This is a genomic window from Pedobacter suwonensis (genome assembly GCF_044762335.1).
GTDB lineage: Bacteria > Bacteroidota > Bacteroidia > Sphingobacteriales > Sphingobacteriaceae > Pedobacter.
The window spans coordinates 346110-369156 of sequence record NZ_JBIWEB010000002.1; the positions used below are offsets into that span (position 1 = coordinate 346110).

Sequence of the window (23047 nt, forward strand, 5' to 3'; positions counted from 1 at the left end):
TACCTAATTTTATTTTTAGGTAAATCTAAAAATTATTTCTTAAAATATATATGATAAATTATGTTAAAATTTAGAATTTAATTTGGTTATTTGTATTCGCAATACCTTTAACACCATATGGCATCTGAATTAGATAAAATTGATTTTAAAATTTTAAGAATACTTCAAGAGAACGGAAGAATTACCAATCTGCTTTTATCACAGGAAATTGGTCTATCACCCGCACCAACCTTAGAGCGTGTCCGCAAGCTCGAAATGGCAGGATATATTAAAAGTTACCATGCATTGGTAGATGAAGAAAAACTGGGTTTGGGCATTAAAACCTTTATTCAGATTCAACTCGATTTTCATAAAAACAATACCATCCAGATCTTTTTAGATGAAGTAAATCAAATCAAAGAGATCACAGAATGTCACCATGTTACCGGTCAGGCTGACTTTTTGTTAAAGGTTTATGTGAAAGACATTAAAGCTTACGAACGTTTAATTATGGATAAAATCAGTAAGATTTCTGTAGTGAAAACCTTCCAAACGATGATGATCATGTCTACCACGAAGAAAGAGCCTATTGTTCCATTGGAATATTAGACTTAAATACCTGCTATGGTTCTTCCTTTATCATTTAGAATTACTGTATCTGTCGGGCGCGTCGCCCTTGTTTCAGGGACTTAGATGTTAAACTTTTGCTATCTTTTTTACCATATAATAAACAGAAGGACATATCAGATATGGAACTTATATGTAACTATATTCCTTATATGCTTCAGGCTTGGGGGATCTAGTGATTCGTCACCTAGAACTTATTTCAGGGAATTGATTTAAAATTAAATTCCCCAGATTCGGATAAGAATTTTTTGTATTTTAGTATCATTAAAATCTCTTTATAAAATATTCCCCAAAACAGAACGCCGTTCTGAATTCCCCTTATCCAGCCGATAACAGGGACTAAACGTTATTTTCTAAAATTTATAAAGAGAACATCATGCAAAATTTAAAAATTGCTTTAATTGGTGCTACAGGTAAAGCTGGTACTTATATTTTAAAAGTACTATTGGCGCAGCAGTTCAGGGTAAAAGTGCTGGTCAGAAATCCGGAAAAACTTCAGGTCAATCATTCTTCGCTTGAAGTAATGGTCGGCGACGTCAGACATCAAGAAACTGTACAAAAACTTATACAAGGTTGCGATGCCGTTATCAGTGCGCTGGGGTTGGGGCAACCGGTAAGTGAAAAAACAATATTTACCCAATCAACAGGAAACGTCCTGACAGCTATGAAAGCCCTTAAACTTAATCGTTATTTAGTGCTTACCGGCATTAATGTAGATACACGTTTTGACGATAAAGACGAAAAGACCAAATTAGCTACCCGATGGATGTATGCTAATTATCCAATTTCAACGGCTGACAGGCAAAAAGAGTATGATTTACTGAAAGAAAGTAATCTGGATTGGACCTTAATTCGCTTGCCTCTGATTATTCAGACCGATGAAAAAACAGCGATAGGAACAAGCTTGGTGAATTGCGTTGGGGATCAGATTAATGCAGCTAATGTGGCGGGATTTATTATTGATCAGTTAGCAGAAGTAAAATTTATAAATCAGGCCCCTTTTATTTGGAATAGTTAGGTTTATAACTTTTATCGTCATTGCGAGGAGGCACGACGAAGCAAATCTTTCATGGTAGCGATCCTGCTGGAGAGATTGCTTCCCCGAAAATCGGGGCAGTCTGTCGGCTGAAAAAGACTTCTCGCAAAGACAATTACTCTTGCAGTCCGTCACCCTGAACTTGTTTCAGGGTCTTTTTATGTAATAGATCTCTCCATTTCGCTGCGCTTCAGTCGGGATGACGACATTTTATATTGAAATCTGTCAGATAGAATCCTTAATTTCTTGCGGGTCAATATTTAGGCAATGTTTTCCCCAATCCGCATCACTCATTTCAAATTTCACTTCCCCTTTATTTACCATCCCCACTTTTTTCCAGCCCTGCCTGGTGTAGAATTCTTCTGCACGGGTATTGGGCGCTGTACCTAGCCATACCAATTCTTGTGTTTGATTAAAATACCAATCCATCATCAAGCGGTGCAATCTTTTGCCAATTCCTCTGCCTTCGAACTCCGGATGCAGAAATAAGGCCCAGATATTATGTTCTTTTAAATCTATAATAGAGAAACCCACTACTTCTCCATCAACTTCGCAAACTCAACCTTTACCACGTTGCGTAATAAATTCTTCGCAATCTTTGTCAGTAACCAAAGCAGGATCAGACAAAATGTTCTCTTTTACGGTATGCCTGATAATTTGCATCGCTGCTATGTCAGTAGTTTTTGCCTCGCGAAAAATCATTATTGATAAGTTATTGAGAAAGTTAATTATTTGAAAAAGCCTTTTAAATGCGCTAAGCGTTGATTACTAATCGTAAAGCTAATTAATAAAATGTTTATGACAAATGAATGATTGTGAATTCTAGAATTGGTTCTACATTTGCTTAACGGTGTTAGATTATTTACACCTAATATTCCAGTCATGGGAAGTAAAGAAAGAATTCTACGTTTAAAAGATGAAACCAGAACAAAAATTCTGGATGCTGCCCTGAACATTGTTCAAACAGAGGGCTGGCAGGCATTGAGTATGCGTAAAATTGCCGACCAGATTGAATATACTGCACCCATCATTTACGAGTACTTTTCTAATAAAGATGGCATCTTACTGGAACTCACCAGAAGAGGGTATTTGATTTTGGCTAAGGATATCCGTGAAGCCAGGGATAAACACGAATCTCCCGAAGAAAAAATGGAAGCCATGTGGATTGCCTACTGGAACTTCGCCTTTGCCCATAAAGAATTTTACCAACTGATGTACGGAGTGGATATGGTTTGTTGTACCGTTAAAAATTCATTGCCCGAAGCTGAAAATGTAGGTGGTATGTTAGGTGAGGTAATTGAATCTTTATTCAAGAAGAAACCAGTTTCTGATGATGATATCTGCATGAAGTATTACACGTATTGGTCAATTATTCATGGTTTGATTTCCATTAACCTGGTGCGCCCGAACGGAAGAACAACAGATGAACTAAACCAGCAAATTTTAAAAGATGCCATTAAAGGCATCACCTTATCTATTAATAATTAGCATTTTTTTTAAACAGTGACTTAACACTGTTAAATTATTTATACACTATAATTCAATTTAATCAATATGAAATCTCTACATCGCGTGCGTCTTACACTTAACACTGTTAAACAGTTTACTAGTGTTAAGTCATTGTTAACAGTTTCGCTGCTCTCAATAATTTTATCCGGCTGTAAATCAGCTCCGGATCAGTCAGCAGCGGCACCACCTCCGCCAGCTTTGCCGGTAAGCGCCATTAATGCCAGCACGGAAACTACTTATATTGAATACCCGGCGTCTATCCAGGGTGCTGTTGATATTGATGTGCGGCCGCAGGTGAGCGGTTATTTACAAAGCGTTATGGTTAATGAGGGTGCTTATGTAACCGCGGGACAAACGCTATTCAAAATTAACGAAAACCCTTACCGCGAGGCACTAAACAACGCTAAAGCCAGCTTACATGCAGCGGAGGCAGCCATGTTAAATGCACAGTTGGAAGTGGATAAGCTAACTCCCTTAGTACAGAACAAGGTTGTGTCAGATATCCAGTTAAAAACGGCTAAAACAGCTTATAAAATTGCGCAGGCCAATGCCGAGCAGGCTAAAGCCAGTGTTGCAGCTGCAAAAATCAACTTAGGTTACACCAATGTTAAAGCTACGGTAAGCGGTTACATCGGCCGTATTCCGAAGAAACAGGGAAGTTTGGTTTCGCCAACCGATCAGGTTGCTTTAACACAATTATCTGATATCCACGAAGTACATGTTTACTTCTCACTGGGTGAAAACGACTTCAACAATTTCAACGCAAATTATCCTGGCAAAACCCCTGCCGACAGGATTAAACATTTACCTGCCGTAGAACTTTTATTGGCTGATAATTCCGCTTACCCGATTAAAGGTAAGATTGATATGATTGACGGACAGTTTGATAAAAACACGGGCGCCATTACCTTAAGGGCCAGTTTTCCGAATGCCAGCGGAACGCTTCGTTCGGGTAACACCGGCAAGATCCGTCTAGGTCTCCAGCATGATGATGCCATTTTAGTGCCGCAGGCATCGACGGTAGAAATGCAGGATAAAGTATTTGTATTTACCGTTGGCGATAGCAGCAAAGTGAAGAAACAGGCGATTACCATTGTGGGTAAAGCCGGTGAAAATTACCTGGTTAAAGAAGGCGTAAAAGTTGGCGACCAGATTGTGTTGAGCGGTGTTGATAAATTACAGGAAGGTATGGTAATCCAGCCTCAAAAAGCAGCCGATAAAGTAGCTGTGGCCAGAACAAAAAAATAATAAAATACTAAAGTTTAAGCAATCATGTTTCAAAAATTTATAGACAGGCCTGTACTGTCGACCGTCATTTCCATCTTATTGGTAATAGTGGGAATACTGGGTTTAACCAAGCTGCCCTTAGAGCGCTTTCCAAATATCGCACCTCCGTCGGTATTGGTAACTGCAGTTTACCCTGGGGCCAATGCCGAAACGATTTTACGTTCGGTAACCCCATCATTGGAGGAAGCCATTAACGGTGTGGAGAATATGACCTACATGACCTCCAGTGCCAGTAATGATGGTACTTTGGCCATTACCGTTTACTTCCAGCAGGGTACCAACCCGGATCAGGCAGCAGTTAACGTACAAAACCGGGTGTCTCAGGCTACCAGTCAGTTGCCTGCAGAGGTGGTGCAGTATGGTATCACCACGACTAAACAGCAAAACAGCTTTATCGGTGCCATCGGTGTGTATTCTGAAGATCCAAAAAAATACGATGCTGTTTTTGTCAACAACTATGCACAGATCAATATCATTCCCGAGCTTAAACGTATCTCTGGCGTAGGTTCTGCAAGTGTATTTGGGGGGATTAAAGACTATTCGATGCGGATCTGGTTAAACCCAAGTCAATTAGCTACCTACAAAATTACGCCTAATGAGGTGATTGCCGCCATTCAGGATAAAAACCTGGAAGCGGCCCCAGGTAGGTTTGGAGAAAGAAGCAGTGAGGCCTTTGAATATATTGTTAAATATAAAGGTAAGCTCACCAAACCGGAGGAATATCAGAATATAGCGATCCGTTCCAACTCGGATGGTTCCATATTACGTTTAAAAGATGTAGCGCGTGTAGAATTGGGTGCCTACAGTTATGGCAGTGTTAACCGTTTAAACGGACACGATGGAATTACCATTGGTGTAATTCAATTATCAGGCTCTAATGCCAACGAAATTCAGATTGCCATTGATAAACTACTGGCGAAACTATCCAAAGATTTTCCGGCAGGTATTAAATACAACCAGTTTTACCGTACCAAAACCGATCTTGATGAATCCATCAACCAGGTGGAGCACACGCTGATCGAAGCCTTTTTATTGGTATTCATCGTGGTATTTATCTTCCTTCAGGATTTCAGGTCTACCTTAATTCCGGCTATTGCTGTGCCAGTGGCTATTATCGGTACCTTCTTTTTTATGCAGCTGTTCGGTTTCTCCATTAACCTTTTAACGCTGTTTGCACTGGTGCTAGCCATTGGTATTGTGGTAGATGATGCGATTGTAGTGGTGGAGGCCGTGCATGCCAAAATGGAAGAAAACCCTTCGCTTAGCCCGAAGGCGGCAACCACGCAGGCGATGAACGAAATTACCGGGGCCATTATATCTATTACACTGGTGATGGCAGCCGTATTTTTACCGGTAGGTTTTATGACTGGCTCCACAGGTATATTCTACAAACAGTTCGCTTTAACCATGGCTATTGCCATTATCATATCGGCGGTTAATGCTTTAACATTAAGTCCGGCGCTGGCAGCTTTATTTTTAAAGAATAAACATGCCGAAGGTGGTCATGCTGTGCCTAAAAAAGGGTTTGTAGAAAAGTTTTACGCAGGCTTTAATGGCGGATTCAGCTATATGACCAACCGTTATGTCGGCGGCTTAAAAGTGTTGATCCGTAATAAGTGGATCAGCATGGCCGGGCTGGCCTTAATTGTCGCAGTTACCGTACTGTTGGTAAGCAGAACCAAAACCGGTTTTATTCCAACAGAAGATCAGGGTTTTGTGGCCATTGCCGTTTCGAGTCCCTCGGGAACCTCATTAGCCAATACAAATAAAATATTAAAGGAGGCTGAAGCGGAGTTGAGGGCAATGCCATCAGCAAGATTCGTGATGTCTCTGGCGGGTTACAATTTCTTAACTGCATCTAACAGCCCCTCAGCCGGACAGATTTTCTTATTGTTAAAACCAAATGAGGAAAGAGGGGCAGTAAAAAACATCGATGAGATACAAAACATTGTAAGGGCTAAAATGGCGGCCATATCTGCAGGAACCTTCTTTGTATTCAGTTTTCCAACGGTACCAGGCTTTAGCAATGTAGAGGCCATGAATGTAATGTTACAGGATAAAACCAATGGCAGGCTGGATAAATTTAGTGGTGTGGCAAATAACTTTATAGCGAAGTTAATGGCTAAACCGGCAATTGCTTATGCCTTTACTTCTTACAAGGCTGATTATCCGCAGTTGCAATTGGATGTTAATGATGAAAAGGCCGATCAGCTGGGTGTAAGCAAAAAGGATATCTTACAAACCATGCAAACTTATTTTGGTACTGCACAGGCTTCAGATTTTAACCGCTTTGGTAAATACTACCGGGTAGTGGTGCAGGCCGATGTGGCCGACCGGACCGATCCGGCAAGTATTGACCGTGTGTTTGTGAAAAATAAAAACGGAGAAAGTGTACCTATCAATACCCTGGTAAAGCTTACCCGTGTATATGGTTCGGAAACGGCTGCGCGTTATAACCTATTTAACTCAATTGAAGTAAATGCCATCCCTAAACCAGGTTTCAGTTCCGGTGATGCGATTAAAGCGATAGAAGAAACTGCCAGAGAACAATTGCCAACCGGTTATGCTTATGAATTCTCCGGGCAAACCCGTGAGGAGATTTCTTCAGGCGGACAATCGACTGTAATCTTCCTGCTTTGTTTAGTATTTGTGTACTTCTTGTTATCGGCACAGTACGAAAGTTATATTTTACCACTAGCCGTAATCCTTTCTATTCCTACAGGTGTATTTGGCGTGTTTGTGGTTTTGGGCTTAACCGGTATCGAAAACAACATTTATGTTCAGGTAGCACTGATTATGTTGATCGGTTTGCTGGCTAAAAATGCAATCCTGATTGTAGAATTTGCCGTTCAGCGGCGAAAGGCTGGGTTGAGTTTGGTTGATGCCGCTATTGAAGCAGCAAGATTAAGGATCAGGCCAATTATTATGACCTCACTTGCCTTTGTGTTCGGTTTATTTCCGATGAGTATTGCAACGGGGCCATCGGCGCAGGGTAATCATTCTATCAGTATCGGTGCAGCAGGAGGGATGGTATCGGGCGTAATTTTAGGTTTGTTTATCATTCCGGTACTTTTTGTCATCTTCCAGGCTTTACAGGAAAAATTATCAAAAAAATCTTCGAATGAGGTTGTTCGCCACCATGAAGGACCTATAAATCATACAGTTTATGAAACGGTTTAATATCATTACCATTTTGCTCCTGGCTTTAATCTGGAGTGGATGTTCAGTTTCTAAAAATACAGCGCTGCCCAATATTGCACCCGGATTTTTCAGAAATAATTCATCAACAGACTCTTCAAGCATTGGCACAATGCCACTGAAAAGTTTTATCAGCGACCTTACCGTTCAAAATTTAATTGATACGGCTTTGGTTAAAAATTATGATATGCAAATGGCATTGAAAAATATCGATGCTGCTGAAATATTGTTCAAACAATCGAAACTGGGTTATTTACCTGAACTGAAACTACAGGTATCGGCAAATTCGAGCCGCCCGAGCGATAACAGTTTAAACGGATTGAGCCTGAACCAGTTTACCGGTTCTACCCATATCGAAGATTATAATGCAAACCTCGGTGTGGTTTGGGAAGCCGATATCTGGGGAAAAATCCGCAATCAGAAAGCTGGCGCTTTAGCCAGTTTTTTGCAGACGGAAGAAGCACGTAAAGCGGTTCAAACCCGTTTGGTGGCCAATGTGGCGCAAGGTTATTATAATCTGTTGATGCTGGATGCCCAACTGGAAATTGCTAAAAAGAACCTGAAACTGAACGATAGCACGCTGAGGATTATCAATTTACAGTTTGATGCCGGTCAGGTTACTTCGCTGGCTATACAACAGGCCCAGGCACAACAATTGGTTGCCGCACAATTGATTCCCCGTTTGGAACAGAATGTAACCTTACAGGAGAATGCTTTAAGTGTACTCATCGGTACCTTGCCGAAAGCGATCAGCCGCCAAAGCCGTTTAGATCAGATGAATATCCCAAAAAATCTGAATGCTGGTTTTCCATCAGCTATGTTGAGCCGCCGGCCCGATATCAAAAGTGCAGAGCTGGCGTTGACCGTTGCCAATGCGAGGGTGGGTGTAGCCAAAGCAAGCTTGTATCCATCATTAGTAATTACCGCGAGCGGGGGTACTAACGCCTTTAAAGCAAGCAACTGGTTTAATGTACCGGCATCTTTATTCGGCCTTGTAGGGGCAGGCATTACCCAGCCCATTTTTCAACGCGGACAATTAAAAAGCAATTTGGAACTGGCTAAAATAGACCGGGAGAAAACAGTGATTCAGTTTCGCCAGTCGGTATTGAACGCTGTTGGCGAAGTATCTGATGAATTAACGAAAGTAGAGAAATTAAAAACACAATACAGCATTGCTGAAAAACGCACACAAACTTTGCAACAAGCGTCACGCAATGCAAATCTCTTGTTTAAAAGTGGTATGGCTAATTACCTGGAGGTCATTACCGCACAAGGCAATTTATTGCAGAGCGAACTGGAATTAACCACCATTAAAACAGAACAGCTTAATGCAGTGGTAGGCTTGTACCGCTCTTTAGGCGGCGGTTGGAATTAATTGAAATATCTAAACCTATAAGGTCTTGAAGACCTTATAGGTTTGTGTATAAATTTAAGCATTAGGAACGCGATGTTCTTGGTGCTTTTTTTCAATGCAGTCGTCGTAATACAAATTTCGTTTAGTATACCGCCAAAATTTTACAACAACGCCCTGTCTAGATGCACATAACCACCATCTACATGGATCAGTTGGCCTGTGGTATGGCTGGATTTATCTGATAATAAGAATATGGCAGTATTTGCAATTTCCTCCACAGTGGTCATCCGGTTTTCGAAGGGGATTTTATCGGTGATGTTTTTAAGTTTTGCATCTCGGTCTTCAAAAGAATTAATCCATTTTTCGTATAGTGGCGTCCAGGCTTCTGCAACAATAATGGCATTTACACGGATACTAAAGGGTAGTAATTCCACGGCCCATTCGCGTGTTAAAGCATTTCTGGCACCATTGGATGCTGCATAACCAGAAGTTCCACCTTGCCCCGTTTCTGCTGTTTTACTCCCGATATTTAAAATTGAACCTTTACTTTGCTTCAGTGCTGGCAGGGCATATTTGGCCAAAAGATAATAATGTACCACGTTTTTATGAAGCGATTCGATAAAGCCTTCGTATGTACCACTCTCCAGGCCTACACCATCATTCACACCTGCATTGTTTACTAAGCCATCAATTCTGCCATATCTGGTTAATATAGCGTCAATAATGTTTTTACAATGTTCTGGCAGTGTGAGTTCAGCCGTGTAATAATCAGCTTTCAAGCCTAGATCTGTGATTTCCTGAAGCAGTTTTACATTATCGCCTTCATTGCGGCCAATAATGATCGGCAAAGCATGTTCAATAGCCAGGGCTTTAACAATTGCGCCACCAATGCCTTTGGCCCCACCACTTACCAGAATTATTTTGTCGTTTAAATTTAAATTCATATTCGGTTATCTTTTTCTTTATTATTTAATCATTGAGCATAGCGTTTTTTGTAGAGGGGATAGTGGTGGACTTAGTTGTTTTAGATTTCCCCTTACGTTTTACTCTGTTGGATAGCTTAGGGAGTTAATGATGGTTTCTATTATTAAACCCTCCATCTCACATCTTCCATCTCTCATTATAAGCTAACTCCTCTTTTCCATGGAATAAAATCATCCTGGTTGAGCTGTACGGCTTTTGGTATTTCCTCTCCACTGGCAACTTTAATACAGTATTCCAATATATCTTCGCCCATTTCGTTAATGGTTTTTTCCCCGTTAATTACAGGTCCGGTATCGATATCAATAAGATCACTCATACGTTTGGCCAGAACGGAATTGGTAGCGACTTTAATGGTCGGGCAAACGGGGTTTCCTGTTGGGGTGCCTAAGCCTGTGGTAAATAAGATTAAGGTTGCGCCTGCAGCGGCTTTACCTGTAGTAGCTTCAACATCATTTCCCGGCGTACATACTAAACTTAAGCCGGGTTTAGTTGCGGGTTCGGTATAATCTAAAACATCTACAATCGGTGCGGAACCAGCTTTACGGGCAGCACCTGCTGATTTGATGGCATCGGTAATCAAGCCATCTTTAATATTGCCCGGAGAAGGATTCATGTAAAAACCAGATCCAACTTTATGCGCCAGATCGTCATACTCCGTCATCAAACGGATAAATTTTTCGGCAATTGACTGTTCAACACACCTATCGATCATTTCCTGTTCTACACCACAAAGTTCGGGGAACTCTGCCAATAAAACCCTGGCCCCCAATGCTACCAATAAATCGGCACAATAACCAACTGCCGGATTTGCAGAAATACCGCTAAACCCATCACTGCCACCACATTTCACTCCCACACACAGCTTGCTGAGTGGTGCTGCTTCGCGCCTTTGTCTATTGATCAACATTAAACCTTCAAACGTACTGCGAATGGCGTTTTGGATCAACTGTTCTTCGCTTTGTGCTTTTTGCTGCTCGAAAATTAAAAGCGGTTTATCGAAATCCGGGTCCAATGCAAAAAGATCGCGTTTAAAATCTGCTACCTGCAAATGCTGGCAACCTAAACTCAAAACGGTTATTCCGGCTACATTCGGGTGATGAGCGTAAGCGGCCAATAATTTGCTTAGCGTATCAGCATCCTGTCGTGTTCCGCCACAGCCACCATTATGCGTGAGGAATTTAATGCCATCCACATTTTTAAATGTCCGGTTGGTTTGATTTACCTTAGGCTCAAAACTAATGGTACTGATGTCTTCTCCCTTTTCAAAAGCCTGAACCAGTTTATGGGTATAAGATTTATATTTATCATCTACAGCATACCCCAATTCACTGTAAAGCGATTCCTTAATGATATCCAGGTTTCTGTTTTCACAAAAAACAGTGGGAATAAACAACCAATAGTTTGCAGTGCCCACTTCACCATTTTTACGGTGATAACCGTTAAAGCTGCGGTTGGCATATTTAAGCACATCAGGGGCTTCCCATTTGTAGTGAGTATGGCGATACGCAAATGGCTCTGCAGCGTGTTTGGTGTTATCAACATTCATCCGCATGCCCGCTTTTACATCAAACTGTACTTTTCCAACCAAAACGCCATACATCATTATTTCATTACCGGTTTTCATATCCTGCATAAAAAATTTATGTTTGGCCGGGATTTCATCAACAGTAACATAAGTATTTCCATCATGCAATATTGAAGTGCCTGCCGGCAAATCCTGTAACGCAACTAAAACGTTATCCGCATTGTTAATCTTGATGACTAATTTTTTCATTGTCAATTTATACTTCTAAACTTATTTCTTTTTCGATATGATCAGGTTTCCATCCTTTCCAGCCAAAGTAAAGGACCACAAGGAAGCATACAAAAGGTACCAGGTAGCCATATTGGATGTTGTGGGTAGCATCTGATATAAGGCCCAAAACCGGAGGTAGAAATGCACCGCCTACAATAGACATTACAATTAAAGAAGAACCCAGTTTGGTGTCTTTACCCAGCCCGGCTATGCCTAATGAGAATATGGTCGGGAACATAATCGACATAAAAAAGGCAACACCGATTAAGGCGTAAACGGTAATCATTCCGCTTCCCAGGATAGATACAAGGGTAAGTACTGCACTGATCAACGCATACAGCATCAATAATTTATTTGGGGCTACAAACTTCATAAAAATGGTACCTACAAATCTGCCAATCATAAAAGCCAAACCCGCTGCACCGGCGTACCATTTTGCTTCATCCTGACTTATACTTGCTGATGAGGTTACGAAGCTGATGAATAAACTTAATATGCAAACCTGGACGCCTACATAGAAAAACTGACCAATAATTGCCCATCGTAAATGGCTATGTCCTAATACATGGCGGAAAGTGCTTTTTTCCTCGATGTTTTCTTCTTCCTTGATATCGGGCAGTTTGGTAAAAATGAATAGGATTGCTACGACAATAATCAGGATGCCTAAAATTAAATACGGTGCTTTTACGGTCGATGCTTCTTCGAGCATATAAGCCTGTTTTTCCAAAGGAAGCATTTTTGCCAGCTGGGCATCTGTATATTTTACTTCCGTGAAAATAAATTTACCTCCAAGTACCGGGGCTAAAAAGGCAGCAAACCCGTTAAAGGATTGAGAGAAATTTAAGCGTTGTGTAGCAGTTTCAGGCGGTCCGAGCACAGTAACATAAGGATTTGCCGCCGTTTCCAGAAATGTTAAGCCGCAGGCGATAATAAAAAGTGCGCCTAAGAAAAAGATATATTGTGCGGTATTGGCGGCAGGTATAAAGAGCAGACAGCCAATGGCAAATAAAACGAGTCCCAAAATAATACCGCTTTTATAGCCGTATTTGCGCATAACATAGCCTGCTGGCAGTGCCAGTAAAAAGTAAGCAATAAAAACAGATGAATCGACCAGGGTGGATTCGAAAACATTCAGATGAAACGCTTTGCGTAGATGTGGAATTAATATCGGATCGAGATTGTGGACAAAGCCCCAGAAGAAAAACAAGCTGGTAACTAAAATTAACGGGAATAGGTATCCCTTTCCGTTTTTCGGTTGGTTGGATACTTTAAAGTTTGTGGATGGATTTTGGCTCATGTTTATTTGGTTATAAAGGATTTAAACAGGTTGGCACTAAAATTAAAATAATAATAGTTTAAACCGCTGAAAATTTTGATTATCAAGTCCCAATCTTAGGCAGATACGGTGAAACCAAGTCCTGCCTTTCCACCCACTTTGATGTGGTAACGGCAACTTTGGGAAGCACCTGGTCTCTATCACAGGAAATAAATAATCCAATTTTCATAAGATGTTTCGGGTGAGTTGCAGTTATACAAATTAAGCCCTTCAGCGTTAATAAAAATTTAACTTTATCATCTAATTATTAAATGATATTAGCTTGATTTTTTACATTGCGAATTTATTTTGCATATTAGATTGATTTTTTAAGATTTTATGAAACCGCATTTACTTAATGTATCTACCAATTCTGTGGATTCTTTTAGCGCCCGAAGAGATGTTATGCCTGATGTAAACAACCGTTGGCATTACCATTCAGCGCTGGAATTGATTTACATTAAAAAAGGAAGAGGTACGCAGTTTATTGGCGATAGCATCAAAAATTTTAAGGAGGGGGATGTGGTTTTACTCGGGAGCAACCTGCCGCATTACTGGCGTTTTGATCCGGAGTTCTTTGATGAAAATGTTTGTGAACCGGTTGACGTTTATGTAATCCATTTTAAAGAAGATTTTTTAGGAAGAGATTTTTTAGATCTTCCCGAAAACCAGGAAATTAAAAAGATTTTGATGCAATCAACGCAGGGCATTCAGCTGGAAGGAGTTTCGAAAGAAAAAATCGCTCATTTAATGCCACAGATTATCGAAGCAAAAGGCGCAACGCGGATTATCAGAATACTCGAAGTATTAACAGAAATTGCCCATTGCGGAGAAAGAAACACCTTGGTCTCGCTGGGCTTTAAGCCCAACTTTTTGGAGAACGAAAAAGACCGGATCCAATCTATTTACAATTATACCATCAGCAATTACAAGAATAAGATCGAACTAAAGGAAATTGCTGCAGTAGCTAAAATTAGCCCCAATTCGTTCTGTAAATTCTTTAAAACTAAAAGCAGAAAAACCTACACGCAGTTTCTGAATGAAATCAGGGTGGGGCAGGCCTGTAAATTATTGATTGAAAACAATTTAACTGTGAAAGAGATCTGTTACGATTGCGGGTTTTACAATTTTACCAGTTTTCACAAATATTTCAGGGAAATAACGGGTAAAACCCCATTAAAGTACCAGCAGGCTTTCTCTAAGCAATAACACCTGTTCATAAAGTTCTGTTTTCAATTTTAAATCCTATTCGGAACTATTAAAACATGAACAATATTCAGGAAATCACATCACTCAATACTGAAATAAAAATTTTGCCTTTGATTGACATCCAAGCAATTGCGGATTACCGTTTATTGCTTAAACGGAGTGGTATTTTATAGCTTAAAATATAGAGACGTTAATTTTGATGACGGGAAAAGGCTGGTTAAAATTTTTCATCATCGCTGGGGATCTGCTCAGCGGAGAAATAGCAGTACAACATCAATCCAAAAGAAAGAATATAAAATGCTGCCGTAATAAAAAGGAATGTGGTCATAACATGTATTATTTGGTTAGTGTAATTATAACGTTAAGTTATCCTTAATATGGTAGGATGATGCATTTATTTTGTGTTAATTTTCAACATAATTGATTTTTTATGTTGAAAACTATTTTATTAGTTTATTTATGTTTTGATTATTGTCATTTATCGCGCTTATTTAGGTTGGAATTTATCGCGATATTGTGTTGGTGTCATTCCTACCGATTTTCTGAATACTTTTCTGAATGCTTTAGGATCATTGTATCCTGAGTTGTAAATAACTTCTGTCATTTGCTGTGCAGTTTGCTCCAATAATTTTTTTGCGGCTTCGATCCGCGTTTGCTGAAGATACTCAATAGGGGTCATCCCGGTTACCTGCTTAAAGCGGCGTACAATATTTCTTCTGCTCGAAGGAATATCTTTAATCATCTCTTCAATCGTAGCTAAATCCTGATAATTATTTTCGATTTTCTCCTGAGCAGAAGCAACTATATCATCATTATGGTGGCGGATAGGCTGAAAGGTACTAAAATAAGACTGGGTTACTCGATCCATGTCAATGGCGAAAATTTTAGCCACCTTAATAGCCATATCTTTTCCGCAATGGAGCTGTAAAAGATGTAACAACAAATGAAAGGTTGAGGTAGCGCCGCCGCTTGTAAATAACCTGCCATCTTGTGTTACCGTTTTATCAGCTTTCAGGTGCACCAGCGGGAATGCCGTAGAAAAAGCAGAACATGCATCAACATGTGTGGTTGCGGCTCTACCATCCAACAGTCCTGATGCAGCGACTAAAAATGCACCAGTACAAAAGGTAGCAATTTCGGCTCCTGCCGCATGCTGTTTATTCAGCCATGGGATATAGCCGCTATTCGCGCCGATGCAGTTTTTTATATCAAGGCTTGCAAATGACGGAACCAAAATCAGTTCAAATTGCCCGGCATTTTGTAAGGATATGCAGGGATGTGCGCTAAAATTATAATTTTTATCATCAATGGTAATTAAACTCATGCTAAATGGAACTTCAAGTCCATCTTTTGCGTAAAAACCATTTACCGTATCAAATACATCCAGAATTGCCGCGAGGCTTAATAATCTGAAATTTTGCGGCATTAAAACACCTACATTTATCATTTGGTTAAAAATTTTAGGTATCGTAAATATATGAAAATTGTCTGAAATGCCCCTCAAGATTGACTTTTACGGCAAGGGTAGGCATCAATATTAAGCCATAACTTTATTCTTATACGAACCACCTGATAAAATGATATGAAACTTAAACCAACCAGTGGCAGGATGTACGGCCTAGTTGTACTGTACGAAATGCAGACAGATTTTTTATCGAAGGCTTTAGATGGGATAGACCAAAAAGATGCGCAAAAAAGATTGGATACCAAAGCCAACCACATTGCCTGGATTACCGGTAGTATGGTGCAGGGAAGGTATTTCCTGGCTAAGTTGTTTGGTATTGATCTGCCATCTGTCACAGATGAACTTTTCGCTCATAATAAGGGGATTATTGATGATGCGGTTTATCCGCCGCTTGCTGCTTTTATAAAAGACTGGGAAGAAATTTCTCCAAAGTTGCAGGAAGCCTTAATCGGGGCTACCGACGAAAAGCTTGAAGAGAAACTCAGCATGCCAGGGATGGAAATTACCCTTTTCGAAATGATCAGTTTCAACACCTATCGGGATGCAAACTGTATCGGTCAAATTGCCCTGTGGCGTAGATTATTGGGCTATCCGGGAATCAATTATATATAAATTATGGAAAAAGTAATTAACGAAGCCAATGAAACCTTATTGGCGTTGGAAAATGAGCGCTCAAAATTTGATGCCACGTTATTAAATAAAGTGCCTTTTAACGGCAGCTGGACAGCAGGGCAAGTTGCCGAGCATGTAGTGTTGTCGAATGCGGGCTTTCTAAAGGTTATTAATGGTCCTTTTATGGAGACAGATAAGCCAGCTGATTTATTGGTAGAAACCATTAAAAAAGATTTTTTGAATTTTAACGTAAAATACAATTCACCTGAAGAAATTTACCCTGAACACAAAGCCTACAATCCACCTGAATTATCGGGGAATTTAAAGCTGATCAGGGTGGGGATCTCAGAGGCGGCAGGCAACCTGGATTTAACTAAAACCTGTAGCGCTTATAAACTGCCTGGTTATGGTTTTCTTACCTGTTTGGAGGCTGTATATTTTGTTATTTATCATACGCAGCGGCATATTTACCAATTAAAGAATATTTACAACAGCTTAGACAGCAATTGATTTTAACTAAATTTATGAGGAACAAGAGGCTTGATTTACTCAATCCATACATCGGTAAATGGAAAACAGAAGCTTTAACGATGTTGGGTGATATAATTACCGGAACAGATACTTACGAGTGGGTTGATGGTGGGTTTTTCTTAAAACATCAGGTTGATCTTATGCGCGGTGATAAAGCGATCCGATCGCTTGAAATTACATATTACGATGATATGGAAGAGGTGTTCCGCTCACAATCTTTCGATAATGAGGGATGTATTTCAATATCTACTCTTAAAATTTACGATGATATCATTTTGATATTTGCTGATAGCGAAAGATTTAAAGGAAATTTTCAAACCAACACCATCGAAGGCACGTGGGAGCAATTTGATGGTAAAAACTGGGTACAGTGGATGGATATAAAATTAACGAGGATTTACTTGTAACGTCTTGCTGAACTTATTTCAGTATATTGACTAAATAGATTCTGAAACAAGTTCAGGATAACAACCGTTCGTCACAATAACATAATAGCAAACAAATTATAACAAACCCTAAAGGATTAAAACAACAAAAAAATGGCAACACTCAACATGTACTTAAATTTTAACGGTAACACCGAAGAAGCATTCAATTTTTACAAATCAGTATTTGGCGGAGAATTTTTGGCAGTACAACGTTATAAAGATTCGCCAGGCTGCGAAGGCATGTCTGTGAGCGATCAGGAAAAATTGATGCACATTGCTTTGCCCGTTGGTGGCAACATTTTAATGGGTACTGATATAACCAGTCCGATGCCGCCTGCAACGTTTGGCACGGGTATCTCACTTTCAGTTGACACCAGCAGCGAAGACGAAGCCAAACGCTTATTTGACAGCCTCTCAGCAGGGGGGGCAGTAACCATGGCATTAGAAAAAACTTTTTGGAATGCACTTTTCGGTATGACTACGGATAAATTCGGCATTCAATGGATGGTGAACTATGATTATAAGTAGGGTTTTCGGGTTTCGAGTCCCAAGTCTGAAGTTTTGATTCTAACTATTGACCAATGAACTAATGAACCAATAAACCAAATATAAATCAAAACCAATTGAATATGAAAATTGCAGTAATTGTTGTGCGCGTGCTTTTGGCCGCGATGTATATTTACGCTTCAGTGATATTTTTCTTTAATTTAATGCCTAAAGAGATGCCGGCAATGTCGGCGGCTCAAACCACGTTTATGTCAGGAGTAATGGCATCTGTTTATTTAATGCCCTTAATTAAAGCTACAGAGTTAATAAGTGGAATATTATTGCTGATTAACCGCACGGCGCCATTGGCAGCAGCGATCATTTTTCCGGTTACACTGAACATTTTCCTGTATCATGCTTTTTTAGGTCCGAAAGATTTACCTATGGTTAGCGCAATGCTTTTATTAAATTTATTCCTCTTTTATGCTTATCGCTCCAGGTATCTGCCCATCGTTTCAAAGTAATTTTTAAGATTTTTGGAAATTCTTATACTTTTTCTCTTTATTTAGTGTTTCGATATAAGGTGTAATGATTATATTTAAAAACTAACTAGAAATAAAAAATATGAGAAAGTTCCCATTTTTGATGCTACTCTTTGTAGCCATATCATTTTCTGCTATTGCGCAGAACAAAGATGCAATTGTTGGCAAGTGGCTTAATCCATCAGGCGAAGGACAAATAGAAATCTATAAAAAAGGCGATAAATACTATGGGAAACTGGCCTGGATGAAAGAGCCAAACCTAAATGGTAAGCCTAAACTGGATGCCAAAAACCCTAGTGAGAACCTGCAGAAACGCGCTTTGCTCAACCTGGAAATATTAAAGGATTTTGTGTATGATGATGGCAAGTGGACTGGTGGAACCATTTATGATCCCAAGAGCGGTAAAACCTATAGCTGTAATATGAGTCTGAAAAGTGCTGATGTGCTAAACATCCGCGGATATGTCGGTATTTCACTTTTAGGACGATCGGAAACTTTTAGACGGGTAAAATAAGTTATCAATGAAGAAGATTTTATGGTGCCTTTTATTGGCACCTTTTTTTTGCGCTGCGCAATCGTATTCTTTAAAGCCTTTAAATGAACATGCTAAAACCAGTTTACGCGGACTAAGTGTCGTATCAGACCGGGTTGCATGGGTAAGCGGAAGTAACGGCGCAGTTGGCAAAACTACTGATGGCGGGATCACCTGGAAATGGGTAAAACCGAAAGGTTACGAGAAAATCGATTTCAGGGATATTGAAGCTTTCGATGATCAACAGGCTGTTATTGTGGGTATTGCCTCTCCTGCTTATATCCTGAAAACTGTTGATGGAGGCGAAACCTGGACGGAAAACTATAAAAATGTAGATTCTGCTATATTTCTGGATGGCTTAAGTTTTTGGGATAAAAGTAAAGGAATCATTTTCGGCGACCCTATAAATGATAAACTTCAATTGCTTAGAACCGTTGATGCTGGTAAAAGCTGGCAGAACATTTCAACAAACGTACAAGCTAGCCTGGCCAAAGGAGAAGCTAGTTTCGCTGCCAGTGGTACCACTATTAAAACGTTGCCCGGTGGTAAAACATGGATTGCAACAGGTGGCAAAGTGTCTAACATTTACTTTTCTGCTGATTATGGAAAAAGCTGGCAAGTATTTAAATGTCCGATTTTACAGGGAGCGGAAAGTACAGGCCCTTTTTCAATTGATTTTTTTAACACTAAAACAGGTATAGCCGTTGGCGGTGACTATTTAAAGGACAAAGAAAATTCGAATAATGTGCTTTTAACCAAAGATGGAGGCAAAACCTGGCAAAAGCCAGCCGCACCGGTTTTAGGTTTCCGATCAGGCGTAACCTATATCAACGCGAAGATTTTAATTGCCACAGGTACTTCGGGAACCGATATTTCTACCGATGGTGGTCAGCACTGGGAACACATCTCTGATAAAAGTTTTAACGCTGTTCAAAAGGCAAAAAGAGGTAAAGCAGTTTTGTTAGCTGGTAATAATGGCGTTATCTATCGATTAGATACTGTCAATTGATATTTGGCTTCCAGATATGTAACAATTCTAATAACTGTCATTCTAACAATAAAAACAATGAGGTACGTAGCGGAAATGATAAAATTTTGTTTCTTTGCTGTTAACTAAAACTTTAATTTAAAACATACACACAATCGCTCAATGGATTTTCTGCACACAATTTTAGGTGATGACATTCAAGCTGGATTATTAATTATTTTGAATTTAATTGTAATCGAAAGTTTATTATCAGTTGATAATGCCGCTGTTTTGGCAACAATGGTAATGGATCTGCCTAAATCGCAAAGAGAAAAAGCACTCAAATATGGCATTATCGGTGCTTATGTTTTCAGGGGTATCTGTTTATTCCTGGCAGCGTGGTTAGTTAAAATCTGGTGGTTAAAACCACTTGGCGGTTTATACCTCTTATATCTGGCTTTCGATTATTTTAGAAAAAAGAACAGTAAAAAGAATGAGGAAGAAGAGGAAGTAGATAAAAGCAAAAGCTGGATTTATAAATCTACAGTTGGGTTGGTGGGTACTTTTTGGGCCACCGTTGCTTTGGTAGAGGTAATGGATTTGGCTTTCTCCATCGATAATGTTTTTGCCGCAGTGGCTTTTACTGATCATATCTGGTTAATTTATATAGGCGTTTTCATCGGTATTTTGGCCATGCGTTTTGTGGCACAGGCTTTTGTGAAACTGATGGAGAAATTTACCTTTTTAGAAACGGTCGCCTTTATTGTAATTGGTGTTTTGGGCGTTAAGCTTACCTCATCATTATTTACCCATTTTTATCCTCAATCCCCTATTTCTCATGCCATTGAAGGAGAAAAAACTGATCTCTTTGTGTCTGTTTTCACTGTTGCCATTTTCATCATACCGGTATTAACTTCTCTTTTGTTCAATTATCCCAAGAAACATAAAAGCGATATCGTTATTTCGGAAGAAGCTGAAGAAGTATTGGATAAGTCGTAATTTATATGGCTTATCTGTCATAAATCTTACAATCAGCCGCTTCTGATTATACAATCAAATTTGTAATATTAGAATTTATTAAACAGATTAGGAAATAGGGTGCAATGGCTTTTTACAAACACTACTCATTCGATCTTTGGTTAACGTTGATTAAGTCTAATCCAACTTATAAACAGGAACGGGTACAGTATTTTTTCAGGAATTTTAACAGCAAGCATAAAAGCATTGATGAAATTGCCATCACTTTCCGTCAGGTAGATTTGATGGTAAATGCCATTAATGAGAAAGCCGGTAAAAATGTGGATGCTGATGAAATGTATTTAATGATCATCAGTATGATTAATGATTACGATTTCAACTTTAACGATGTAGACCTTAAGGTGCTTGATAAAGATATGGAGCAGATCGTATTTAACCACATGCCTCAACTTTACTGTGATGACTGTTTGAGGGTATTGGCAAAAATTAAAGATTCAGGAAACAGCTCCACCAATATATTAAGTAATACCGGTTTTATTAAAGGTAAAACATTAAAAAAAGTCATTAATCATCTGGGCATCGGTCAGTATATCGATTTTCAGCTTTATTCTGATGAAGTGCGCATGTCTAAACCCAATGCAGGCTTTTTTCAGCTGATGTTAGATCGTATCGACAGAACAAAACACCCTCAATTACTGTTAACAGACGTTATCCACGTGGGGGATAACCCCCATGCCGATATCCTTGGTGCAGAAGCCATAGGGATTAACAGTATGCTCATCAATTCTAACAAATTATCTATCTTAAACCTACTCTATGATACCATATAATTTCTCTCTTCATAAAATAGACAATACAGTCGATTTCGGTTTTAGTGCCGATGATTACAGCCGCTTTAAATTTGGCGATGATCTGGTAGCCAGATCTTTTGGAAAAGACCTGGCCGATGGTTTTATCAGGTATTACCTGGCTGATAATTTGATTACCGGCCAAATTGTGGTTATTTCCAGTCCTTACAGCTTTATCCCAACGGCAACTTTTGCCATGAAAAACCATTTCGTTTGTCAGCTTAACCGTTGGCTGGTCGAAAATGGCGGTTTAGCGGTACAGGAAACTAAGGTGCATAGAACCATTACCTATAAAGAAGATTACGGCGAATTAAGTGCTGAAGAAAGGCTGTCGCTAATCGGTAACGATTCATTTCATATTGATAAAGATTTTCTTGCCGGTAAAACACTTTTATTTCTGGATGATATCAGGATTACCGGGAGCCATGAACGGATGATTTTAAAAATGGCAAAAGAATACGGCTTAAAAAATGAAATGCACATGCTTTATTTTGCCGAACTGGTGAATAAAAACATCCATCCCAATGTAGAAAACTTCCTCAATTACCATCAGGTCAAATCTATTTTCGATCTGGAAGATATTATTGATGGTGGCAATTTCAGGTTCAATACCCGCATTGTAAAATATATTTTAAACACGACTTCAAGTAGCTTTACCATCTTTTTAGAACGCAGGAGTATTGATTTTATCAACCAGCTTTACGATCTCTCGTTGGGAAATAACTACCATACAATAGAAGCTTATTCAAAGAATTTACATCTTATAAAAGACTATATCAAAAACAACAACTATAAATTAATTTAAAATATGGCTATTAATTTGCAAAAGGGGCAGCGTGAAAATATCGATGCACCTAAATTTACAATAGGTTTAGGTTGGGATACCAACAGTTCTTCAACAGGTTCTGCATTCGATTTGGATGCTTCAATTTTTATATTAAACGATCAGAAAAAATTAATTTCTGATGAAAATTTTGTGTTTTACAACAATTTGGTTTCACCAGACGGAGCAGTAGAACATACCGGTGATAATTTAACCGGTGATGGTGATGGTGATGATGAGCAAATCAAAATTGACCTTACCAAAATTGATTCAAAAGTAAATGAAATCTGCATTGTGGTAACCATTCATGAGGCAGATAGCAGAAGACAGAATTTTGGTCAGGTTAGAAATTCTTTCATCCGCATTTTTGACGCCGTAACCAATGAAGTGATTTTGAAATATGAATTGGAGGAAGATTTCTCTATTGAAACTGCAGTAGAATTCGGAAGGATTTACAAACGTGAGGGCAAATGGAAGTTCGAGGCTGTTGGCGTAGGCATGAAAGGTGGTTTACAGGATTATCTAAACAAATATCAATAATA

Annotated in this window: 23 protein-coding genes and 1 pseudogene; 18 read left to right on the plus strand and 6 right to left on the minus strand. The window is 39.4% G+C overall.

Features of this window, described 5'->3' with window-relative positions:
• Positions 1-117: 117 nt before the first annotated feature.
• Together ACIQXP_RS04960 and ACIQXP_RS04965 are read left to right on the plus strand one after the other, a co-directional pair.
• Positions 118-588: an Lrp/AsnC family transcriptional regulator gene (locus ACIQXP_RS04960; RefSeq protein ID WP_025142637.1), complete on the plus strand. Its 471-nt coding sequence runs from the start codon at positions 118-120 to the stop codon at positions 586-588.
• 394 nt (positions 589-982) lie between these two features.
• A complete protein-coding gene (locus ACIQXP_RS04965; protein WP_293742520.1) occupies positions 983-1624 on the plus strand; it encodes an SDR family oxidoreductase in 642 nt (213 codons plus the stop codon).
• 243 nt (positions 1625-1867) lie between these two features.
• Here ACIQXP_RS04965 and ACIQXP_RS04970 read toward each other — a convergent pair.
• Positions 1868-2188 (minus strand): annotated as a pseudogene (locus ACIQXP_RS04970) (GNAT family N-acetyltransferase); the annotation flags it as partial.
• Between the two features lie 12 nt (positions 2189-2200).
• Positions 2201-2344: a hypothetical protein gene (locus tag ACIQXP_RS04975; RefSeq protein WP_293742521.1), complete on the minus strand. Its 144-nt coding sequence runs from the start codon at positions 2342-2344 to the stop codon at positions 2201-2203.
• A gap of 180 nt (positions 2345-2524) precedes the next feature.
• Here ACIQXP_RS04975 and ACIQXP_RS04980 point away from each other — a divergent pair, with 180 nt between their 5' ends.
• The 4 genes from ACIQXP_RS04980 (at position 2525) to ACIQXP_RS04995 (ending at position 9011) form a co-directional block, all read left to right on the plus strand.
• Positions 2525-3130: a TetR/AcrR family transcriptional regulator gene (locus tag ACIQXP_RS04980; RefSeq protein WP_293742522.1), complete on the plus strand. Its 606-nt coding sequence runs from the start codon at positions 2525-2527 to the stop codon at positions 3128-3130.
• Positions 3131-3196: 66 nt separating this feature from the next.
• Positions 3197-4399, plus strand: coding sequence for an efflux RND transporter periplasmic adaptor subunit (locus tag ACIQXP_RS04985; protein WP_293742523.1), 1203 nt, complete (start codon positions 3197-3199; stop codon positions 4397-4399).
• A gap of 24 nt (positions 4400-4423) precedes the next feature.
• Complete coding sequence (locus tag ACIQXP_RS04990; protein WP_387504695.1) at positions 4424-7618, plus strand: efflux RND transporter permease subunit; 3195 nt, start codon at positions 4424-4426, stop codon at positions 7616-7618.
• The gene (locus ACIQXP_RS04995) at positions 7605-9011 is read left to right on the plus strand and encodes a TolC family protein (RefSeq protein WP_387504696.1); all 1407 of its coding nucleotides are present in this window, start codon (positions 7605-7607) and stop codon (positions 9009-9011) included. Before ACIQXP_RS04990 ends, ACIQXP_RS04995 begins: the two co-directional genes overlap by 14 nt.
• A gap of 140 nt (positions 9012-9151) precedes the next feature.
• Here the strand turns inward: ACIQXP_RS04995 and ACIQXP_RS05000 are convergent, their stop codons facing one another.
• The 3 genes from ACIQXP_RS05000 to fucP form a co-directional block, all read right to left on the minus strand.
• Positions 9152-9934, minus strand: a complete 783-nt coding sequence (locus ACIQXP_RS05000) for an L-fucose dehydrogenase (protein ID WP_387504697.1) — start codon at positions 9932-9934, stop codon at positions 9152-9154.
• 176 nt (positions 9935-10110) lie between these two features.
• On the minus strand, positions 10111-11748 hold the full coding sequence (locus ACIQXP_RS05005; protein WP_387504698.1) for a UxaA family hydrolase: 1638 nt from the start codon (positions 11746-11748) through the stop codon (positions 10111-10113).
• A gap of 7 nt (positions 11749-11755) precedes the next feature.
• The gene (gene fucP, locus ACIQXP_RS05010) at positions 11756-13066 is read right to left on the minus strand and encodes an L-fucose:H+ symporter permease (RefSeq protein WP_387504699.1); all 1311 of its coding nucleotides are present in this window, start codon (positions 13064-13066) and stop codon (positions 11756-11758) included.
• A 357-nt stretch (positions 13067-13423) separates the two neighbouring features.
• On the opposite strand from fucP, the gene ACIQXP_RS05015 reads away from it, so the two are divergent.
• On the plus strand, positions 13424-14293 hold the full coding sequence (locus ACIQXP_RS05015) for an AraC family transcriptional regulator (protein ID WP_387504700.1): 870 nt from the start codon (positions 13424-13426) through the stop codon (positions 14291-14293).
• Positions 14294-14780: 487 nt separating this feature from the next.
• On the opposite strand, the gene ACIQXP_RS05020 is transcribed toward ACIQXP_RS05015, so the two are convergent.
• Complete coding sequence (locus ACIQXP_RS05020; protein ID WP_387504701.1) at positions 14781-15740, minus strand: GlxA family transcriptional regulator; 960 nt, start codon at positions 15738-15740, stop codon at positions 14781-14783.
• Between the two features lie 135 nt (positions 15741-15875).
• On the opposite strand from ACIQXP_RS05020, the gene ACIQXP_RS05025 reads away from it, so the two are divergent.
• The 11 genes from ACIQXP_RS05025 (at position 15876) to ACIQXP_RS05075 (ending at position 23045) form a co-directional block, all read left to right on the plus strand.
• Complete coding sequence (locus tag ACIQXP_RS05025; RefSeq protein ID WP_293742531.1) at positions 15876-16370, plus strand: DinB family protein; 495 nt, start codon at positions 15876-15878, stop codon at positions 16368-16370.
• A gap of 3 nt (positions 16371-16373) precedes the next feature.
• Positions 16374-16880: a DinB family protein gene (locus tag ACIQXP_RS05030; protein ID WP_293742532.1), complete on the plus strand. Its 507-nt coding sequence runs from the start codon at positions 16374-16376 to the stop codon at positions 16878-16880.
• Positions 16881-16894: 14 nt separating this feature from the next.
• A complete protein-coding gene (locus ACIQXP_RS05035) occupies positions 16895-17308 on the plus strand; it encodes a hypothetical protein (RefSeq protein ID WP_387504702.1) in 414 nt (137 codons plus the stop codon).
• Positions 17309-17440: 132 nt separating this feature from the next.
• Positions 17441-17857 (plus strand): VOC family protein, encoded by a 417-nt coding sequence (locus ACIQXP_RS05040; RefSeq protein WP_387504703.1) that lies wholly within the window; start codon positions 17441-17443, stop codon positions 17855-17857.
• Positions 17858-17958: 101 nt separating this feature from the next.
• Positions 17959-18339, plus strand: a complete 381-nt coding sequence (locus ACIQXP_RS05045) for a DoxX family membrane protein (RefSeq protein WP_387504704.1) — start codon at positions 17959-17961, stop codon at positions 18337-18339.
• A 100-nt stretch (positions 18340-18439) separates the two neighbouring features.
• Positions 18440-18871, plus strand: coding sequence for a DUF2147 domain-containing protein (locus tag ACIQXP_RS05050; RefSeq protein WP_090980175.1), 432 nt, complete (start codon positions 18440-18442; stop codon positions 18869-18871).
• A 7-nt stretch (positions 18872-18878) separates the two neighbouring features.
• Positions 18879-19898, plus strand: a complete 1020-nt coding sequence (locus tag ACIQXP_RS05055) for a WD40/YVTN/BNR-like repeat-containing protein (protein ID WP_293742536.1) — start codon at positions 18879-18881, stop codon at positions 19896-19898.
• 141 nt (positions 19899-20039) lie between these two features.
• Entirely contained in the window at positions 20040-20855 is an 816-nt protein-coding gene (locus ACIQXP_RS05060; protein WP_293742537.1) for a TerC family protein, read from the plus strand.
• Between the two features lie 104 nt (positions 20856-20959).
• Complete coding sequence (locus tag ACIQXP_RS05065) at positions 20960-21664, plus strand: HAD family hydrolase (RefSeq protein ID WP_293742538.1); 705 nt, start codon at positions 20960-20962, stop codon at positions 21662-21664.
• Entirely contained in the window at positions 21651-22487 is an 837-nt protein-coding gene (locus ACIQXP_RS05070) for a phosphoribosyltransferase family protein (RefSeq protein WP_293742539.1), read from the plus strand. Before ACIQXP_RS05065 ends, ACIQXP_RS05070 begins: the two co-directional genes overlap by 14 nt.
• Before the next feature lie 3 nt (positions 22488-22490).
• Entirely contained in the window at positions 22491-23045 is a 555-nt protein-coding gene (locus ACIQXP_RS05075) for a TerD family protein (RefSeq protein ID WP_090980163.1), read from the plus strand.
• Positions 23046-23047 lie beyond the last annotated feature (2 nt).

What these genes read in the sequence shown, in the direction of transcription:
- ACIQXP_RS04960 (WP_025142637.1), top strand. Translation starts at nt 118, where the DNA reads ATGGCATCTGAATTAGATAAAATTGATTTTAAAATTTTAAGAATACTT.
- ACIQXP_RS04965 (WP_293742520.1), top strand. Translation starts at nt 983, where the DNA reads ATGCAAAATTTAAAAATTGCTTTAATTGGTGCTACAGGTAAAGCTGGT.
- ACIQXP_RS04975 (WP_293742521.1), bottom strand. Translation starts at nt 2,344, where the DNA reads ATGATTTTTCGCGAGGCAAAAACTACTGACATAGCAGCGATGCAAATT.
- ACIQXP_RS04980 (WP_293742522.1), top strand. Translation starts at nt 2,525, where the DNA reads ATGGGAAGTAAAGAAAGAATTCTACGTTTAAAAGATGAAACCAGAACA.
- ACIQXP_RS04985 (WP_293742523.1), top strand. Translation starts at nt 3,197, where the DNA reads ATGAAATCTCTACATCGCGTGCGTCTTACACTTAACACTGTTAAACAG.
- ACIQXP_RS04990 (WP_387504695.1), top strand. Translation starts at nt 4,424, where the DNA reads ATGTTTCAAAAATTTATAGACAGGCCTGTACTGTCGACCGTCATTTCC.
- ACIQXP_RS04995 (WP_387504696.1), top strand. Translation starts at nt 7,605, where the DNA reads ATGAAACGGTTTAATATCATTACCATTTTGCTCCTGGCTTTAATCTGG.
- ACIQXP_RS05000 (WP_387504697.1), bottom strand. Translation starts at nt 9,934, where the DNA reads ATGAATTTAAATTTAAACGACAAAATAATTCTGGTAAGTGGTGGGGCC.
- ACIQXP_RS05005 (WP_387504698.1), bottom strand. Translation starts at nt 11,748, where the DNA reads ATGAAAAAATTAGTCATCAAGATTAACAATGCGGATAACGTTTTAGTT.
- fucP (WP_387504699.1), bottom strand. Translation starts at nt 13,066, where the DNA reads ATGAGCCAAAATCCATCCACAAACTTTAAAGTATCCAACCAACCGAAA.
- ACIQXP_RS05015 (WP_387504700.1), top strand. Translation starts at nt 13,424, where the DNA reads ATGAAACCGCATTTACTTAATGTATCTACCAATTCTGTGGATTCTTTT.
- ACIQXP_RS05020 (WP_387504701.1), bottom strand. Translation starts at nt 15,740, where the DNA reads ATGATAAATGTAGGTGTTTTAATGCCGCAAAATTTCAGATTATTAAGC.
- ACIQXP_RS05025 (WP_293742531.1), top strand. Translation starts at nt 15,876, where the DNA reads ATGAAACTTAAACCAACCAGTGGCAGGATGTACGGCCTAGTTGTACTG.
- ACIQXP_RS05030 (WP_293742532.1), top strand. Translation starts at nt 16,374, where the DNA reads ATGGAAAAAGTAATTAACGAAGCCAATGAAACCTTATTGGCGTTGGAA.
- ACIQXP_RS05035 (WP_387504702.1), top strand. Translation starts at nt 16,895, where the DNA reads ATGAGGAACAAGAGGCTTGATTTACTCAATCCATACATCGGTAAATGG.
- ACIQXP_RS05040 (WP_387504703.1), top strand. Translation starts at nt 17,441, where the DNA reads ATGGCAACACTCAACATGTACTTAAATTTTAACGGTAACACCGAAGAA.
- ACIQXP_RS05045 (WP_387504704.1), top strand. Translation starts at nt 17,959, where the DNA reads ATGAAAATTGCAGTAATTGTTGTGCGCGTGCTTTTGGCCGCGATGTAT.
- ACIQXP_RS05050 (WP_090980175.1), top strand. Translation starts at nt 18,440, where the DNA reads ATGAGAAAGTTCCCATTTTTGATGCTACTCTTTGTAGCCATATCATTT.
- ACIQXP_RS05055 (WP_293742536.1), top strand. Translation starts at nt 18,879, where the DNA reads ATGAAGAAGATTTTATGGTGCCTTTTATTGGCACCTTTTTTTTGCGCT.
- ACIQXP_RS05060 (WP_293742537.1), top strand. Translation starts at nt 20,040, where the DNA reads ATGGATTTTCTGCACACAATTTTAGGTGATGACATTCAAGCTGGATTA.
- ACIQXP_RS05065 (WP_293742538.1), top strand. Translation starts at nt 20,960, where the DNA reads ATGGCTTTTTACAAACACTACTCATTCGATCTTTGGTTAACGTTGATT.
- ACIQXP_RS05070 (WP_293742539.1), top strand. Translation starts at nt 21,651, where the DNA reads ATGATACCATATAATTTCTCTCTTCATAAAATAGACAATACAGTCGAT.
- ACIQXP_RS05075 (WP_090980163.1), top strand. Translation starts at nt 22,491, where the DNA reads ATGGCTATTAATTTGCAAAAGGGGCAGCGTGAAAATATCGATGCACCT.